Genomic DNA, 14,741 nt, shown 5'->3' with positions numbered 1-14,741 from the left:
CCTGCTCGCCGGGCGCGGGCCCCAGTCGATCGGTGGCCACCGCCGACGCGGGCGGCGGCTCGCGAAAGGCGATCACCAACAGGATCGCCGCGCCGACAGCCGCGATCCCGAAGATCACCGAGTTGCGCAGCGACATCCGCCGGTCGGCTGAATCGTCTTCGGCGGCAGTCGATTCGGCGGGCATGTTCCCGAGATCCTCGGCGGTCGAACCCGGACCACCGTCCCGCGGCGCCTGCCCGGCCGATGAATTCCCGCGGTCGTCCGACGCCGTATCCGGCGCCGGTTCGGACGACCGCGGGTCGTCAGGCATTGCGTAGTACGTCCAAGGCGCCCGCCAGATCGTCGGGGTACTCGCTGGTGATCTCCAGCCAGCGACCGTCGGCGGGATGGTGGAAGCCGAGCTGACGCGCGTGCAACCACTGCCGTTCCAGACCGAGGCGTTTGGCCAGCGTCGGGTCGGCGCCGTAGGTGAGGTCACCCGCGCAGGGGTGGCGGACCGCGGAGAAGTGCACCCGGATCTGGTGCGTGCGGCCGGTCTCGAGGTGGACGTCGAGCAGGCTGGCGGCCTGGAACGCCTCGATGGTGTCGTAGTGGGTGACGCTGGGCCTGCCGTCGCCGGTCACCGCGAACTTCCAGGCATTGCCCCGCGCACGCCCGATCGGCGCGTCGATGGTGCCGCTGCTCGGATCCGGGTGTCCCTGCACGAGTGCATGGTATTGCTTGTCGACCGTGCGTTCCTTGAAGGCGCGCTTGAGCATCGTGTAAGCGTGTTCGGATTGTGCCACCACCATCACCCCGGAGGTGCCCACGTCGAGCCGGTGCACGATGCCCTGGCGTTCGTGCGCGCCCGAGGTGGAGATGCGGTAACCCATCGCCGCCAGGCCGCCGACCACGGTCGGACCGGTCCAGCCGACGCCGGAGTGCGCGGCGACCCCGATCGGCTTGTCCACGGCCACGATGTCGTCGTCGGCGTAGAGAATGTTCATCCCGTCGACCGGAGTGGCCTCGACCGTGAGCTCGCGCTTGGGTTCGGGGAAGATCACTTCCAGCCACGCGCCCGCGGTCAGCCGGTCGGACTTGCCCGCGGCGACGCCGTCGATCTGCACCGAGCCGTCCTCGGTGAGCGCCACGACCGCGGTCCGTGAGAGACCGAGCAAGCGGGCGAGTCCCGCGTCCACCCGCATCCCGTCCAGTCCGTCGGGAACGGGCATTGTCCTGGTTTCTCTCATGCGGTCTCCTCGGTGTGTTTGCGACCGCTGCGGGTGCCGTCCGGTTCGAAACCGAACACGGTGAGCGCGACCAGCAGGATCGCCCCGCACACGATGGCCGAGTCGGCGACGTTGAAGACCGGCCACCAGCCGACGGCGACGAAGTCGACCACATGGCCCTGCAGCGGGCCTGGGTATCGGAAGAGCCGGTCGACCAGGTTGCCCAGCGCGCCACCCAGGACCATGCCGAGGCCGATGGCCCACCACAGTGATCGCAGGGTGCGTCCGATCCGGATCACGCCGATCACCACCGCGGCGGCGATCAGCGTGAGCAGCCAGGTCATGCCGGTCGCCATCGAGAACGCCGCGCCCGGGTTGCGGACCAGGGTGAACCGCGCGAAATCGCCGATGATCGGCACCGATTCGCCCGGGTCGATGAAGGCGACCGCGAGGCACTTGGTCAGCAGGTCGAGCCCGAACAGCACGACGGCGATGATCAGCAATGTCGTCAAACGACGGCGACCAGCGGGTTTCGCCGTCTCGGCCGTCTCGGGCACGGCAGCCGCCGACGGTGTGGCTGAGTCGTCGCCGGTCTCGGGGACAGCAGCGTTGTCGGTTGGCCGGTCTTCACTCACGCGTCCATCATTCCCTAGTGGCGATCCGGCCCGCGCCGCGGTGCCGAGGAGTCCCAGGTGTTACTCAGGAAGCGGTCGTACCCTGATGGCTGTGACGGTGTTGTCTAGATCTCGCTTACCCCGCATCGCGCGCCCCGGGGTGTTACTGGTGGCGCTCGTGCTCGGGTTCGCGACCTTCGGCGCCGGCTGCGCCGATCGCTCGGCCCCTGCCGCGGAGGTCGACGGCACCGAGCCGCTCGGTATCGGCAAGGAAGTCACCGTGCCGATCTCGGCTGCGGTCACCACGATGGTCTCGCCCGGCGAGGAGCCGCGCGATCTGCTGCGGCCGCGCTATGCCGCGGGCACCACGCAGGAGGTGACGCTGCGCACCGACTACCGGATCCAGCAGCAGGTCAACGATCAGCCCGCTCGCGACTTCTCGCCTGCCGCGCTGACCATCCCGATGACCGCGCGCACGGGCGCCGACGGCGTCGATCTCACCGTCGGTGCGGTCACCACGCCCGACCCCGCGCTCAACAAGGCGTTCACCTCTGCCGACGGTTCACACGCCGGTTTGGGGATGAGCGACTTCGGTGCGATCACCGAGCTGCGCATGGCGCCCTCGCCGGACACCCCGAACACCGCGCGGGCCGCGCTCGAACAGGCCTTCTATCAGGCTGTGTACCAGTCGATCGCGTTCCCGGACCAGCCCGTCGGCGTCGGCGCGGTCTGGACGGTGCACCAGCAGATCACCGGCGGGGTGACCCTGGACCAGATCACCACCGCCACGCTCACCAGCCGCGAGGGCGACCGGCTCACCATCGATCTCCAGGTGAATCAGACGCCCACCGACAACGTGTGGGAGCTGCCCAACGACGCCGGTGAGCTCGACATCGACGGTTACGTCATGGAAGGCGTCGGCTCGATCACCATCGATCTCGGTATGCCACTGCCGGTTTCGGGTTCCATCGAGATCGGTGGACAGCAGACCTACCGAGACGCGCGCAGTGTGAGCACCCTGGTGCAGACACAGTCGACCCGCGTCTCCTGGACGGAATGATGCGGGCAGATTCGCTGCGCGTAGGCGCGGTGGTTTCAGCGTGTGTCGGGTTGGTCGGCGTTGCGGGCTGTGGGTCCGACGACACGGTGGACACGCCGGGATCGGGTCCGTTCTCCGCCGCCGTCACGGCCGCACCGGGAACCGGGGCCGTGATCGGCGATGCGGCGCAGTTGTCGGCCGGTCTGCTCGCCGCTACCGATCTGCCCGGTGATTTCGCGGTCGTACCGTCGCGCGGTGGATCCGACGAGCCCGCGGTGCCGCCCGCGGCGCTGACGGATCCGCCGGACTGCGGGCGCCTGCTCTCGCCGATCGCGCAGCAGTGGCCGGGGTCGGCTGCCGCCGCGTCGGTGCAGTTCGCGGGGCCCAGCTTCGCCACCATCGACATCGACGCCGCCAGCTACTCCGACGCGGCGCTGGTGCCGGCATTCGACGCGCTCCAGGCGCAGCCTCGGCGTTGTACCAGCTACTCCGGCGACGATGCGGGCGTGCGGATCGAGTATCGAACCAGCGCGCTCGCGCAGCCGGTCGCGGGCGACGCGGGCTCGGCGTTCACCCTGACCGCCACGAGTGAGGGGCTCACCCTCACGTCGGCGACCTCGCTTGTCCAAGTGGGGAACACGCTGGTTCAGGTTGTCGTCACGGCACCGGAAGTCGTCGATCCCGGTGTACTCGCCGATCTCACCGCGGCGCAAGTGCGCAAACTCCGCGGCTGAGACCGGCTCGGGTTCACGCCGATACGGCGAGTTTCCCGCCGAGATGGCCGAGGTAGCCACGGACCTCGTCGGCACTCTTGTCGGGCAGCCCGAAGACCACCTCGGTGACGCCTTGGTCGGCCCAGCTCGCGAGCTGCTCGGCGTTGTGACGACCGGCCAGCGCGATCACCCGCGGGGTGCCCTCGCGGCCGGCTTCCTTCCAGACCCGGTGCAGGAGATCGACTTTGGCGCCCAGGTCACCTTCTGTCGGGGTGGTGATCCAACCGTCGGCGTTGGCGGCCAGCCATCCGAACGATTTCTCGGTACCGCCCGCTCCGAGCAACACCGGAACCCCGGCGCGTACCGGCTTCGGCCAGGACCAGCTCGGGCCGAACTTCACGAAGTCGCCGGCGAATTCTGCTTCCTCCTGCGACCACAGCGCCCGCATCGCGTCGAGGTTCTCGCGCAACACCGTGCGCCGCTTGTTCGCCGGAACGCCGTGATGGGCGAGTTCGTCGGTGTTCCAGCCGAATCCGACGCCCAGCTCCACCCGTCCACCGGACAGGTGATCGAGCGAGGCGATGGTCTTGGCGAGGGTGATCGGGTGGTGTTCGGCGGGCAGCGCGACCGCTGTCGACAGGGTGATCCGCTCGGTGACCGCGGCGGCGGTGGCCAGCGCGACCCACGGGTCGAGCGTGCGCAGGTACCGGTCGTCGGGTAGCGAGGAGTCGCCGGTCTGCGGATGGGCCGCGGCCCGCACGACCGGGATATGGGTGTGCTCGGGGACGTAGAACGCGTCGAATCCGGCGTCCTCGGCGGCCTTGGCCGCATCGGCGGGCGCGATGCCCCGGTCACTGGTGAACAAGACAACCCCGTAGCGCACGTCCCGGCCCTCCGACTTCGGCAGCAAAACTGAAACAGGTTCTAAACCTGAGACAAGTTCTACAGGAGTAAAACGAGTTCTACTAGTCCTGATCTCATCGGACGGCCGAAACGGCGAGGCCCTTTTCCCGATCAGGCGAGGGGAATACGCTGGTGGTCGTCCGAGCATCACTCTCGACACGGAGGTATCCGATGTCTGATGTTTCCCCTTTTCCCGAAGGTTATCCGCGGATCTGTCCCGGCCTGGCGTGCGTGGGAGCGGCCGCCGCGATCGACTTCTACACCGCGGTCTTCGGCGCCACTGTGCGCATGAAAATGGACGGCCCCGGTGGCACCATCGTCCACAGTGAACTGCTCGTCGGCGATTCGGTGCTGATGGTGGGCGATCCGGTCCCCGAGATCGGCTTCAACGACCCGAAGGCCGTCGGCGGTTCGCCGGTGAACCTGATGGTCTACGTCACCGACGCCGACGCTGCCTTCGGCGCGGCCCTCGACGCGGGCGCTACCGCCATCACTCCCATGACCGACCAGTTCTACGGCGACCGCAGCGGCGCCTTCGAGGACCCGTGGGGTCACCGCTGGACCGTGGCCACCCACATCGAAGACGTCTCGGCGGAAGAAATGGAACGGCGTATGTCCGAAATGATGGACGCCGCCGGCTGAGCTGAACGGCACGCCCGCACCGTCGGCGAAGACCGCAGTGCGGGCGTGCCGCGCGTCTAAGCGGGAACGATCGAGTCTCCCTCGACGCGAACAGGTTTGGCGGGCAGCGGCTCGGTCGCGGGACCGCCGCGCACCGCGCCGTCGAGCTCGAATCGGCTGCCGTGGCAGGGGCAGTTGATCGTGCCTCTGGCCACCGTGGCGACCTTGCATGCAGCGTGCGTGCAGGTCGACGACAGCCCGATGAAGTTACCCGCGGTCGGCTGGGTGACGACGGTGTCACCGACGATCACCCCACCGCCTACCGGAACATCCGCCGCTTTGGTCAGCGCACCCGTCGGCGCCCCCGGTTCGGGTGACGCGGCGGCCGCCGACTCGGTGTTGTCGTCGGCACTGCACGCGGTCATCGTCGCCGCGGCGGCCAAGACGCCGACACCCACCACGACGGTGCGGCGGTTCAGCGAGAAATCGTTGATGGTCATCGGTCGTTCTCCGCTTCAGTTGGTGCGGCCGCCGGTCCGTGGCCCCATGCCCACCGGCTCCTTCCCTGTCAACGGCCCACACCCCCTCGCGGTTCGACCGATTCCTCGAGATTTCGAAGCGTTCGGTGCCACGCGGGCAATTCCGCACCTGGCGTGAAATCTCCGGAGACATCGGGGAATTCCCTGATGTGGGTGGACGGGTCGGGCGCCTAGCGTTCTCGGTGTGAGGGCGATCGTGCAGCAGGTATACGGGTCATCGGCGATGTTGGCGACGGCGGAGATCGGGCGGCCGTCGGCGGGGGTGGGGGAGGTGCTGGTGCGCGTTCGCGCCGCGTCGGTGAATGCGCGGGATTGGCATGTGATGCGGGGCGATCCGAAGATCGCGCGGTGGATGGACCGGTCGGTCTTCGGCCGACGGGGGCCGGCGAATCCGGTGCCGGGCGGTGATTTCGCGGGGACGGTCGAGGAGGTGGGGGACGGTGTCACGGAGCTGGCGGTAGGCGACGAAGTCTTCGGGGAGGCGGTCAGCGGTGCGTTCGCGGAATACGTCGCGGTGCCGCGGGGGTTGCTCGATCGGAAACCGGCGAACCTGAGTTTCGAGGAATCGGCGGCGGTGCCGTTGGCCGCCAACACCGCCCTGACCTGCCTGCGTCACGTCGGCGAGGGCGAGCGGGTGCTGATCATCGGCGCGTCCGGTGGCGTCGGCACCTTCGCGGTTCAGATCGCCCGAGCACGGGGTGCGCGAGTCAGCGCGGTGTGCAGCACCCGCAATGTCGAGGCGGCGCGCAGACTCGGCGCCGAACACGTCGTCGACTACACCCGCGACACTCTGACCGGCCGCTACGACACTGTCCTCGACCTGGCCGGAACGCGGACGCTGCGGGAACTGCTCCGCCTGGTCGAACCCACCGGCACGCTCGTCCTGTCCGGTGGCGGCAACTTCGACGGCGGCAGCTGGTTCGGCCCGGTCGGCCTGCTCGCGCGTGGTCAGCTGGCTCGACCGTTCGTGAAACCGGCCGTCCGTGCTCCGCTGGCGGAGCAGACGCCGGAGTCGCTGACCGAGCTTCGCGAACTGATCGAGTCGGGCCTGCTCCGCCCGGCCATCGACCGGACCTACCCACTGGCGGATACGCCGGCCGCCATCGAGTACATGGAGACCGAACACGCCCGCGCGAAGATCGTGATCACCATCGCGCCGGCGGGCTGACGTCACAGCAGGCGGAACTCCATCATCGCGATCGCGTCGTCGACGGAGGTGGACAGGGCCTCGAGCCGGCTGTGCGCGTTCGGGGCGGACAGGGCCGACTGACGGTCGGTCGGTCCGATCGGCAGGCGAGCCGCGAGCTCGTAGGAGCGAGTGGTCGGATCATCGGACAGATCGTTCAGCGAGGCCGACGGCGGCGGACGGCGGATGCCGTTGCGTCGCGCGAACTGGGCCGTGAGGGTGTGCAGGCGGTCCGCGCGTTCACGCAAACCCGCCAGCAACGCGCTGTCGTCGCGGCCGGCGTCGTCCGGCCAGGTCTCGGCTTCCGCCTGGGGATACGGCGCGTCGACGAGCCATTTCTCGATGCGAATGCGGTCGGTTCCTTTGCAGCGCAGCCGGTATCGCGAGCCGGGCAGTTCGATGACCTCGGTGATCCGGGCGACGGTGCCCACTTCCGTGCGTACCTCACCGCCGCCCACTTCGTGCCCGCGCGCGATCAGCACGACACCGAATTCCGGCTCCCGCCGACCGTCCATGCAGTCCTCGATCAGCGCTACGTACCGCGGCTCGAAGATCTGCAACGACAACGACTCACCGGGTAGCAGCACCGCTCCCAGCGGGAACATAGGTATCTCCACCGTCCCAGCATGCCCGGTGCCGCGCGGACTACGTCCATCCGGCGCGCTCACGCTGTGTCCTTTCGGCAGGTTCGGGTCCGGTCCACGGTGACAGGGGCCGGCCGATGCTTCCCGCGCCACCGACCGGTGGCGCGGGCTGTTGTCCTGTCGTCACGCGGTGGCGATCGACTCGAACACCGTCGGATCGACCAGTGTCGAGGTGTCGCCGAGCTCGCGTCCCTCGGCGACATCACGCAGCAGCCTGCGCATGATCTTGCCGCTGCGGGTCTTGGGCAGTTCCGGCACGATGTGGATTTCGCGTGGCCGCGCGATCGGGCTGATCTCGAGCGACACCGCCGCCTTCAGCTCCGACACGAGCCCGTCGGCCGTGGCCGCCGATCCGGTGAGAATGACGAAGGCCACGATTCCCTGCCCGGTGGTCTCGTCGGACGCACCGACCACCGCGGCCTCGGCGACGGCCGGGTGCCCGACGAGCGCGGATTCCACCTCGGCGGTGGAGATGCGGTGACCGGACACATTCATCACGTCGTCGACGCGCCCCAGGATCCACAGATCACCGTCAGTATCGAGCTTGGCCCCGTCCCCGGCGAAATACCAGCCTTCGGAAGCGAAACGCTGCCAATAGGTTTCGCGGTAGCGGTCCATGTCGTTCCAGATGCCGCGCAGCATCGACGGCCACGGCTGATCCAGGACGAGCAGACCGGACCCGTCGGGACCCAGCGGTGTGCCCTCGTCGTCGACGACTTTCGCGGAGATCCCCGGCAGCGGGCCCATCGCGGCGCCGGGCTTGGTGTCGGTGACGCCGGGCAGCGGCGCGATCATGATGGCGCCGGTCTCGGTCTGCCACCAGGTGTCGACGATAGGAGTCTCATTGGCGCCGAAGACTTCCCGGTACCAGCGCCAGGCTTCGGGGTTGATGGGTTCGCCGACGGAGCCCAGCAGTCGCAGCGTGCTCAGGTCGTGCGCGTCGGCGATGTCGCGGCCCCACTTCATGAACGTGCGGATCAATGTCGGGGCGGTGTAATAGATCGTGACGCCGTACTTCTCGATGATCTCGAAATGACGATTCTCGTCAGGGAAGTTCGGAGTGCCCTCGTACACGATCTGCGTCGCGCGGTTGGCGAGGGGACCGTAGACGATGTAGCTGTGCCCGGTGACCCAGCCGATGTCAGCGGTGCACCAGTAGACGTCTTGTCCCGCTTTGTGGTCGAAGACGTTGTGGTGGGTGTAGGCGGTTTGGGTGAGGTAGCCGCCGGTGGTGTGCAGGATGCCCTTGGGTTTTCCGGTGGTGCCGGAGGTATAGAGGATGAACAGCGGGTGTTCGGCGGGGAAGGGCTGTGCCTCGTGGGAAGGCGAAGCGACAGCGACGGTTTCGTCCCACCACAGATCGCGCACCTCGGTCCACGGCACGTCGAGGCCGACCCGGCGCACCACGAGCACATGCTCGACGCTCGACGGATCCGAACCCAGCGCCTCGTCGACGGCGTACTTCAGCGCGGCGGGCTTGCCGCGACGCCACTGCCCGTCGGTGGTCACGATCAACCTGGCCTCGGCGTCGTCGACCCGCTGGCGCAGTGCCGTGGGGGAGAACCCGGCGAACACCACCGAATGTGTGAGACCGAGCCGTGCGCACGCCAGCATCGTCACGATCGCCTCGGGCACCATCGGCATGTAGATCGCGACGCGATCGCCCGCCTCGAGTCCTAACGCGGTGAAAGTGTTCGCGGCCCTGCACACCTCATCGAGCAACTCCGCGTAGGTGATCGCGCGGGAGTCGCCGGGTTCGCCCTCCCAGTGGATGGCGACCTGGTCGCCGTGGCCGTCGATGACGTGGCGGTCGAGGCAGTTGTAGGCGACGTTGAGCTCGCCGTCGCCGAACCAGCGTGCGACCGGCGCGTCGGTCCAGTCGAGTACCTCGGTGAAGGGCTTGTGCCAGTGCAGCCGGTTGGCCTGCTCGGCCCAGAAACCGTCGCGGTCGGTGCGCGCCCGCTCGTACAGCGCGGCATCGGCATTGGCCTGCGCGACGAACTCCGGGGCGGGCGGGTAACTGGTCACAAGATCTCTCCTTCGAAAAGCATGGGGGTACAACCCGTGCCGGTGGGGCGAACCACCGGCACGGGCAGGGTTGGCGTCAGTGCGAGATCGCCTTCTCCGCACCGACGCCGGTCAGGGACCGGACTTCCATCTCCGCGGCCTTGGCCTGGTCGACCTGCTCACCGCGGCCACCCAGGTAGGTGCCGAGGATGCCGAGCACGAAGGCCAGCGGAATGGACACGATGCCCGGGTTGGACAGCGGGAACCAGTCGAAATCCGCGCCCTTGATCATCGCGGTCTTGTTGCCCGACACCGCGGGCGAGAACACGATGAGCACGATGGTCGAGATCAGGCCGCCGTACATCGACCACAGCGCACCGGTGGTGTTGAAGCGCTTCCAGAACAGCGAGTACAGGATCGTCGGCAGGTTCGCCGCCGCCGCCACCGCGAACGCCAGCGCCACCAGGAACGCGATGTTCTGGCCGTTGGCGAGGATGCCGAGACCGATCGCGAGGACACCGATCACCACCGCGGTGATCCGCGAGACCCGCACCTGCTTGACCTCGTCGACGTTGCCCTTCTTGAGCACGCTGGCGTAGATGTCGTGGGCGAACGAGGCCGACGCGGTGATGGTGAGACCGGCCACGACCGCGAGGATCGTCGCGAACGCGACCGCCGAGATCACCCCGAGCAGGATCACCCCGCCGAGTTCGAACGCCAGCAGCGGCGCCGCCGAGTTCTGGCCACCCGCCGCGGCGAGGATCCTGTCCGGGCCCACGATGGCCGCCGCGCCGTAACCGAGCACCAGGGTGAACAGGTAGAAGGCGCCGATCAGGCCGATCGCCCACACCACCGAGCGCCGAGCCTCTTTCGCGGTCGGGACCGTGTAGAAGCGCATCAGCACGTGCGGCAGACCCGCGGTGCCGAGGACCAAGGCCAGGCCCAGCGACAGGAAGTTCAGCTTCGACATCTCGCTGCCGCCGTATTGCGCGCCGGGCGCGAGCACGTCGCGGGCGGCGACCGCCTTGCTGGTGGACTCGCTCACCGATTCCTGTGCGGCACCGAGGATGTCGGAGAAGTTGAAGCCGAACTTCGCCAGCACCATCACCGTCATCAGCGCGGCGCCCGCGATCAGCAGCACCGCCTTGATGATCTGTACCCAGGTGGTGCCCTTCATGCCACCGACCAGCACATACACGATCATCAGCACACCGACGGCCGCGATGACGATGGATTGCCCGGTGCGGCTGGAGATATCGAGCAGCAGCGCCACCAGGCCGCCGGCGCCCGCCATCTGCGCGAGCAGATAGAACAGTGAGACGGTGAGGGTGGTCAGCGCGGCCGCGGTGCGCACCGGGCCTTCCTTCAGCCGGAAGCTGAGGACGTCGGCCATGGTGAATTTGCCGGTGTTGCGCAGCATTTCGGCTACCAGCAGCAGCGCGACGAGCCAGGCGACGAGGAACCCGATCGAATACAGGAACCCGTCGTAGCCGTAGACGGCGATCGCGCCCGCGATGCCGAGGAAGCTCGCGGCCGACAGGTAGTCACCGGCGATGGCGATGCCGTTCTGCGGACCGGAGAAGCCGCGTCCGCCGGTGAAATAGTCGGCGGCACTGGCGTTGTTGCGGCTGGCCCGGATCACCACCACCATGGTGACCGCGACGAACAGCAGGAAAATGGCGATGTTGGCGATGGGATTGCCCACCGTCGAAGACGCGGCAAGGGTGACGCTCATGATGCCTGGCCCCCTTCGAGTTCTTCGCGGATGGCCGCGGCGCGCGGATCCAGTTCACGGTTGGCGAAACGGACGTAGAGCCCGGTGATGAGGAACGTGGAGACGAACTGCCCGAGTCCGAGCAGCAGGCCCACGTTGATGTTGCCGAAGACCTTCTGGGCCATGAAGTCGTGCGCGTACGCGCCGAGCAGCACATAGCTCAGGTACCACACCAGGAACAGCGCGGTCATCGGGAAGATGAAGCGGCGCAGCCGGTTTCGCAGATCTTGGAACTGCGGACTCGCTTGTACCGCGAGCCATTCGTCGGCACTCGGCGTGCGCGGATCTGGCGCCTCGGTGTCGGTTTGGGTCATGCCGGTCGTCCTAGCGTGAAGGGGGGTCGTGCGTGGAGATGACGGTAGGTCCCCGGACGCGGGCGCATGAGGGTGTGGCGTGGGTCACTCGGTGAAGGTGGCCGCCCGTGCGGTGAGCGGTCGGTGTGGTGCGACGAACGGTCGGTGCGAGATCACCGATGAGTGGCGGTTTCGGGGTCGCGATCGGCACTCATCCCGAGCCGTTCGGGGGCGTGCATGCGCAGGAACACCCCCGCCACCGCCCGGGGGTCCTGACCCGTGGTGGCGAGGCTCACCAGGATGGTCACCGCGAAGGCCAGCGGAACACTGACCGCGCCCGGATAGTCGACGATCGCGGCCGGCCAGCCGTTCGCCAGGTCGGGGGAGACGCCACCGAGCACCGCCAGCACGGTCGCGCCGCCCGCGGTGACCCCGCCGGTGAGCATGCCCGCGGCCGCGCCGGTCGCGGTGAGTCCGCGCCACCAGATGCCGAGCACGAGCAGCGGGCACAGCGTCGACGCGGCCACCGAGAAGGCCAGGGCGACAGTGCGCGACAGATCCAGGGACGCCACGGTGACCGCGAGCGTCAGCGGGACCAGGCCCGCGACCAGGGCGGCGAGGCGGAAGTCCCGGATCCGGCCGCGCAGCACGTCGGTACTGAGCACACCCGCCAAGCTGACCAGCAGCCCCGACGAGGTGGACAGGAATGCCGCGATCGCCCCGGCCGCCGCCAGCGCGGCCAGCAGCTGTCCGCCGAGTCCACCGAGCACTGCACCGGGCAGCAGCACGACGGCCGCGTCGGAGGCGCCGGTGATCAGCAGTTGGGGCACGTAGAGGCGGGCGAAGACGCCGAGCAGGATCGGGAACAGGTAGAAGACGCCGACCAGCCCGATCACCGTCAGCGCGGTCCGGCGCGCGGACGGGCCGTCGCGATTGGTGTAGAAGCGGACGAGCACGTGGGGTAATCCCATGGTGCCGAGGAAGGTCGCCACGATCAGCGAGAACACCTGGTACTGCGGGTGTTCCCCACCGAATCCGCCGCCGGGCGCCACCCAGCCGGCGCCGTCGGCCGGTGCGCCGGCCACCACCGGAACGGCCGAGCCCGGCGCGAGGATCAGTTCGGTGCCTTCGTCGAGGGTGTGGTTGCCCGGTGTCAGCACGACCGGGCCCGCGGTGGGGTGTCCGTCGAGTGTTCCGGTGATCGTCACCTGCTGCGAAACGTCGAGGTGCACGACGACATCGGTCGAGATGTCGACGGTGGTGCGCTCGTCGACCGTGGGTGGCACCGGGGTGGCGACCGCTCGTTCGTCGGCGAGGAAATGCATTCCGAGCACCAATGCGGGTACCGCCACCGCGGTCAATTTCAGCCAATACTGGAATGCCTGCACCAGGGTCACCGACCGCATGCCGCCGCCGATCACATTCGCCGACACGATCGCGCCCACCGCGACCGCCCCCACCCAGGCGGGTACGCCGAGCAGAATGTGCAGCGTCAATCCGGCTCCTTGGAACTGCGGAATCAGATACACCGCGCAGACCAGCACCACGAGACCGGCGGCCATGCGCCGCAACCGAATAGATCCCAACCGGAATTCGGCGAAGTCCGGCACGGTGTACGCACCGGATCGGCGCAGCGGGGCGGCCACGAACATCAGCAGGCCCAGATAGCCCGCGGTGAGACCCACCGGATACCACAGGGCGTCCGCACCGTATTTGGCGATCAGTCCGGCGACGCCGAGAAAGGAAGCGGCGGAAAGATATTCACCGGAGACCGCTGCGGCGTTCCATCGCGAACCCACCGTGCGTGACGCGACCAGGAAATCCGAAGTCGTGCGGGACAGGCGCACTCCATAAAACCCGATGCCGACAGTGGCGAGCGCCGCCAGCAGCAGTGCGGCGACCGTGAGCGCCGGATTGTCGGGGCTCACGAGCTCGGCCCGCCGGACGGTACCGGTTTCGATCCGCGGGCGTGGTCAGGCCCATACGGCGCTGTCGACAGCTCGTACGGCATGTGTCAGTCCCCGGCCAGTTCCAGGAAATCGTCTTCGTTGCGCTGGGCGAGGCGAACATACGACCACCCCACCGCGTACAGCGCCGGGAACGCGAGCACGCCGAGAATCAGCCAGGGCAGCCGGATGCCGGCCACCGTCGCCTCGGCGATCGCGTCGACGCGCAACAGCACCGGCAGCGCGCCGAACCCGACCGCCACCATCAGGCCCAGGCGCAATGCCAGGCCCAGCTGCGCCCGGATCAGCCCACCGATCAGCGCCGCGCCGAGGTCGGTCTGCTCGACCATCTCCGTGCGCGTGCGCACCTGGCGCGCACCCCGCCGCTGCGCCAGCACCACGCGTTCCCGCGGCGGTCGCTGCGGACCCGTCACCGCTGTGACCAGTTCTGCCGAGGTCCGTGCACCAGCCGCTGCTTGAGTTCGCGCACCTGGCGACGACTCACCGGCAATTCCACCGCGCCCGCCGCCCCTTCGGCCCGCAGACACACCACCGTCGCGTTGCCCGCGCTCCGCAGCCCGGTCACCAATCGCAAGGCCACCAGATAGGACCGATGCACCCGCAGAAATCCGGCATCCTCCCACCGTGATTCCAGCGCCGACAGTGGAATTCGCACCAAATGCGACCCGCTGCCGGTGTGCAACCGTGCGTAATCCCCATCCGCTTCGACCCACGCCACATCAGCCCGGTTCACCAAGGTGGTCACCCCGCCGAGCTCCACCGGAATCACCTCGCTCGGATGCGCGGACTGCGCCACGACCGTCGCGGGCACCGAAATACGCCCCGCCAGAATCCGTCGCACCGCCTCACCCAATCGAGCACCTCGCAGGGGCTTCAACAGGTAATCCACGGCCCCCAGATCGAAGGCGGCCACCGCGTGATCATCATGGGCGGTCACGAACACCACCGCGGGCGGCTCAGCGAATTCCGACAGGATTCCCGCCAATTCCATCCCCGTGAGCCCCGGCATATCGATATCGAGAAATACCGCGTCGATCGGATGCGCCCGCAACAACCGCAAAGCCCCGGTCGCTTCACCGGCCCGATAGATCTCACCGACTCCCGCCTGCGTGCTCAGCAGATACACGAGCTCGTCCAGCGCCGGTTTCTCATCATCGACGGCGAGCACCCGCAGAGCGGTCGAGGGTTCATCGGTGTTCCAAGTCACAACCCATCCATCGTAACCGGCAGGGT

Annotated in this window: 16 protein-coding genes; 4 read left to right on the top strand and 12 right to left on the bottom strand. The window is 68.3% G+C overall.

The features are described 5' to 3' along the window. The 3 genes from ACFWF3_RS05260 to lspA all read right to left on the bottom strand — a co-directional run. Window positions 1-184: hypothetical protein (locus tag ACFWF3_RS05260; protein WP_379312537.1), on the bottom strand; the 184-nt coding region annotated here is incomplete at its 3' end. A 118-nt stretch (window positions 185-302) separates the two neighbouring features. Beyond that, entirely contained in the window at window positions 303-1,229 is a 927-nt protein-coding gene (locus ACFWF3_RS05255) for an RluA family pseudouridine synthase (RefSeq protein WP_266299589.1), read from the bottom strand. Then, window positions 1,226-1,843 (bottom strand): signal peptidase II, encoded by a 618-nt coding sequence (lspA, locus tag ACFWF3_RS05250; RefSeq protein ID WP_378636736.1) that lies wholly within the window; start codon window positions 1,841-1,843, stop codon window positions 1,226-1,228. The genes ACFWF3_RS05255 and lspA overlap by 4 nt, the downstream gene beginning before the upstream one ends. Before the next feature lie 85 nt (window positions 1,844-1,928). Here lspA and ACFWF3_RS05245 point away from each other — a divergent pair, with 85 nt between their 5' ends. After that, window positions 1,929-2,882 (top strand): hypothetical protein, encoded by a 954-nt coding sequence (locus ACFWF3_RS05245; protein WP_378992621.1) that lies wholly within the window; start codon window positions 1,929-1,931, stop codon window positions 2,880-2,882. Beyond that, complete coding sequence (locus tag ACFWF3_RS05240) at window positions 2,879-3,595, top strand: hypothetical protein (RefSeq protein ID WP_379312536.1); 717 nt, start codon at window positions 2,879-2,881, stop codon at window positions 3,593-3,595. The genes ACFWF3_RS05245 and ACFWF3_RS05240 overlap by 4 nt, the downstream gene beginning before the upstream one ends. A 13-nt stretch (window positions 3,596-3,608) precedes the next feature. On the opposite strand, the gene ACFWF3_RS05235 is transcribed toward ACFWF3_RS05240, so the two are convergent. Then, window positions 3,609-4,457 carry a TIGR03619 family F420-dependent LLM class oxidoreductase gene (locus tag ACFWF3_RS05235; RefSeq protein ID WP_378992623.1) on the bottom strand — a complete coding sequence of 283 codons (849 nt, stop codon included), beginning with the start codon at window positions 4,455-4,457 and terminating at the stop codon, window positions 3,609-3,611. A 191-nt stretch (window positions 4,458-4,648) separates the two neighbouring features. Between ACFWF3_RS05235 and ACFWF3_RS05230 the strand changes: the two genes are divergently transcribed. Continuing rightward, a complete protein-coding gene (locus tag ACFWF3_RS05230) occupies window positions 4,649-5,119 on the top strand; it encodes a VOC family protein (protein ID WP_379312534.1) in 471 nt (156 codons plus the stop codon). Window positions 5,120-5,175: 56 nt separating this feature from the next. On the opposite strand, the gene ACFWF3_RS05225 is transcribed toward ACFWF3_RS05230, so the two are convergent. Beyond that, on the bottom strand, window positions 5,176-5,598 hold the full coding sequence (locus tag ACFWF3_RS05225; protein WP_379312533.1) for a ubiquinol-cytochrome c reductase iron-sulfur subunit: 423 nt from the start codon (window positions 5,596-5,598) through the stop codon (window positions 5,176-5,178). Window positions 5,599-5,821: 223 nt separating this feature from the next. Between ACFWF3_RS05225 and ACFWF3_RS05220 the strand changes: the two genes are divergently transcribed. After that, window positions 5,822-6,805 carry an NAD(P)-dependent alcohol dehydrogenase gene (locus ACFWF3_RS05220; protein WP_379312532.1) on the top strand — a complete coding sequence of 328 codons (984 nt, stop codon included), beginning with the start codon at window positions 5,822-5,824 and terminating at the stop codon, window positions 6,803-6,805. A 2-nt stretch (window positions 6,806-6,807) separates the two neighbouring features. Here the strand turns inward: ACFWF3_RS05220 and ACFWF3_RS05215 are convergent, their stop codons facing one another. From ACFWF3_RS05215 to ACFWF3_RS05185, 7 genes are all read right to left on the bottom strand, one after another. Beyond that, window positions 6,808-7,428 (bottom strand): LON peptidase substrate-binding domain-containing protein, encoded by a 621-nt coding sequence (locus tag ACFWF3_RS05215; protein ID WP_379312531.1) that lies wholly within the window; start codon window positions 7,426-7,428, stop codon window positions 6,808-6,810. Window positions 7,429-7,590: 162 nt separating this feature from the next. Beyond that, window positions 7,591-9,495 (bottom strand): acetate--CoA ligase, encoded by a 1,905-nt coding sequence (gene acs, locus ACFWF3_RS05210; protein WP_379312529.1) that lies wholly within the window; start codon window positions 9,493-9,495, stop codon window positions 7,591-7,593. Between the two features lie 76 nt (window positions 9,496-9,571). After that, a complete protein-coding gene (locus ACFWF3_RS05205; RefSeq protein WP_378992633.1) occupies window positions 9,572-11,209 on the bottom strand; it encodes a cation acetate symporter in 1,638 nt (545 codons plus the stop codon). Beyond that, a complete protein-coding gene (locus ACFWF3_RS05200) occupies window positions 11,206-11,562 on the bottom strand; it encodes a DUF485 domain-containing protein (RefSeq protein WP_379312527.1) in 357 nt (118 codons plus the stop codon). The genes ACFWF3_RS05205 and ACFWF3_RS05200 overlap by 4 nt, the downstream gene beginning before the upstream one ends. Before the next feature lie 152 nt (window positions 11,563-11,714). Further along, the gene (locus ACFWF3_RS05195; protein WP_379312526.1) at window positions 11,715-13,469 is read right to left on the bottom strand and encodes a cation acetate symporter; all 1,755 of its coding nucleotides are present in this window, start codon (window positions 13,467-13,469) and stop codon (window positions 11,715-11,717) included. Between the two features lie 86 nt (window positions 13,470-13,555). Beyond that, window positions 13,556-13,921 carry a hypothetical protein gene (locus ACFWF3_RS05190; protein ID WP_379312525.1) on the bottom strand — a complete coding sequence of 122 codons (366 nt, stop codon included), beginning with the start codon at window positions 13,919-13,921 and terminating at the stop codon, window positions 13,556-13,558. Continuing rightward, window positions 13,918-14,715, bottom strand: a complete 798-nt coding sequence (locus ACFWF3_RS05185) for a LytR/AlgR family response regulator transcription factor (RefSeq protein ID WP_378992641.1) — start codon at window positions 14,713-14,715, stop codon at window positions 13,918-13,920. Before ACFWF3_RS05185 ends, ACFWF3_RS05190 begins: the two co-directional genes overlap by 4 nt. Window positions 14,716-14,741 lie beyond the last annotated feature (26 nt).

Source organism: Nocardia sp. NPDC060220 (assembly GCF_042727815.1).
GTDB lineage: Bacteria > Actinomycetota > Actinomycetes > Mycobacteriales > Mycobacteriaceae > Nocardia.
This window is presented reverse-complemented; position numbering and strand designations above follow the sequence as displayed.

Excerpts from the sequence above, each read along its gene's own strand:
- ACFWF3_RS05255 (WP_266299589.1), bottom strand. The coding sequence starts at position 1,229 with ATGAGAGAAACCAGGACAATGCCCGTTCCCGACGGACTGGACGGGATG.
- ACFWF3_RS05230 (WP_379312534.1), top strand. The coding sequence starts at position 4,649 with ATGTCTGATGTTTCCCCTTTTCCCGAAGGTTATCCGCGGATCTGTCCC.
- ACFWF3_RS05215 (WP_379312531.1), bottom strand. The coding sequence starts at position 7,428 with ATGTTCCCGCTGGGAGCGGTGCTGCTACCCGGTGAGTCGTTGTCGTTG.
- ACFWF3_RS05240 (WP_379312536.1), top strand. The coding sequence starts at position 2,879 with ATGATGCGGGCAGATTCGCTGCGCGTAGGCGCGGTGGTTTCAGCGTGT.
- ACFWF3_RS05205 (WP_378992633.1), bottom strand. The coding sequence starts at position 11,209 with ATGAGCGTCACCCTTGCCGCGTCTTCGACGGTGGGCAATCCCATCGCC.
- ACFWF3_RS05245 (WP_378992621.1), top strand. The coding sequence starts at position 1,929 with ATGGCTGTGACGGTGTTGTCTAGATCTCGCTTACCCCGCATCGCGCGC.
- ACFWF3_RS05200 (WP_379312527.1), bottom strand. The coding sequence starts at position 11,562 with ATGACCCAAACCGACACCGAGGCGCCAGATCCGCGCACGCCGAGTGCC.
- ACFWF3_RS05225 (WP_379312533.1), bottom strand. The coding sequence starts at position 5,598 with ATGACCATCAACGATTTCTCGCTGAACCGCCGCACCGTCGTGGTGGGT.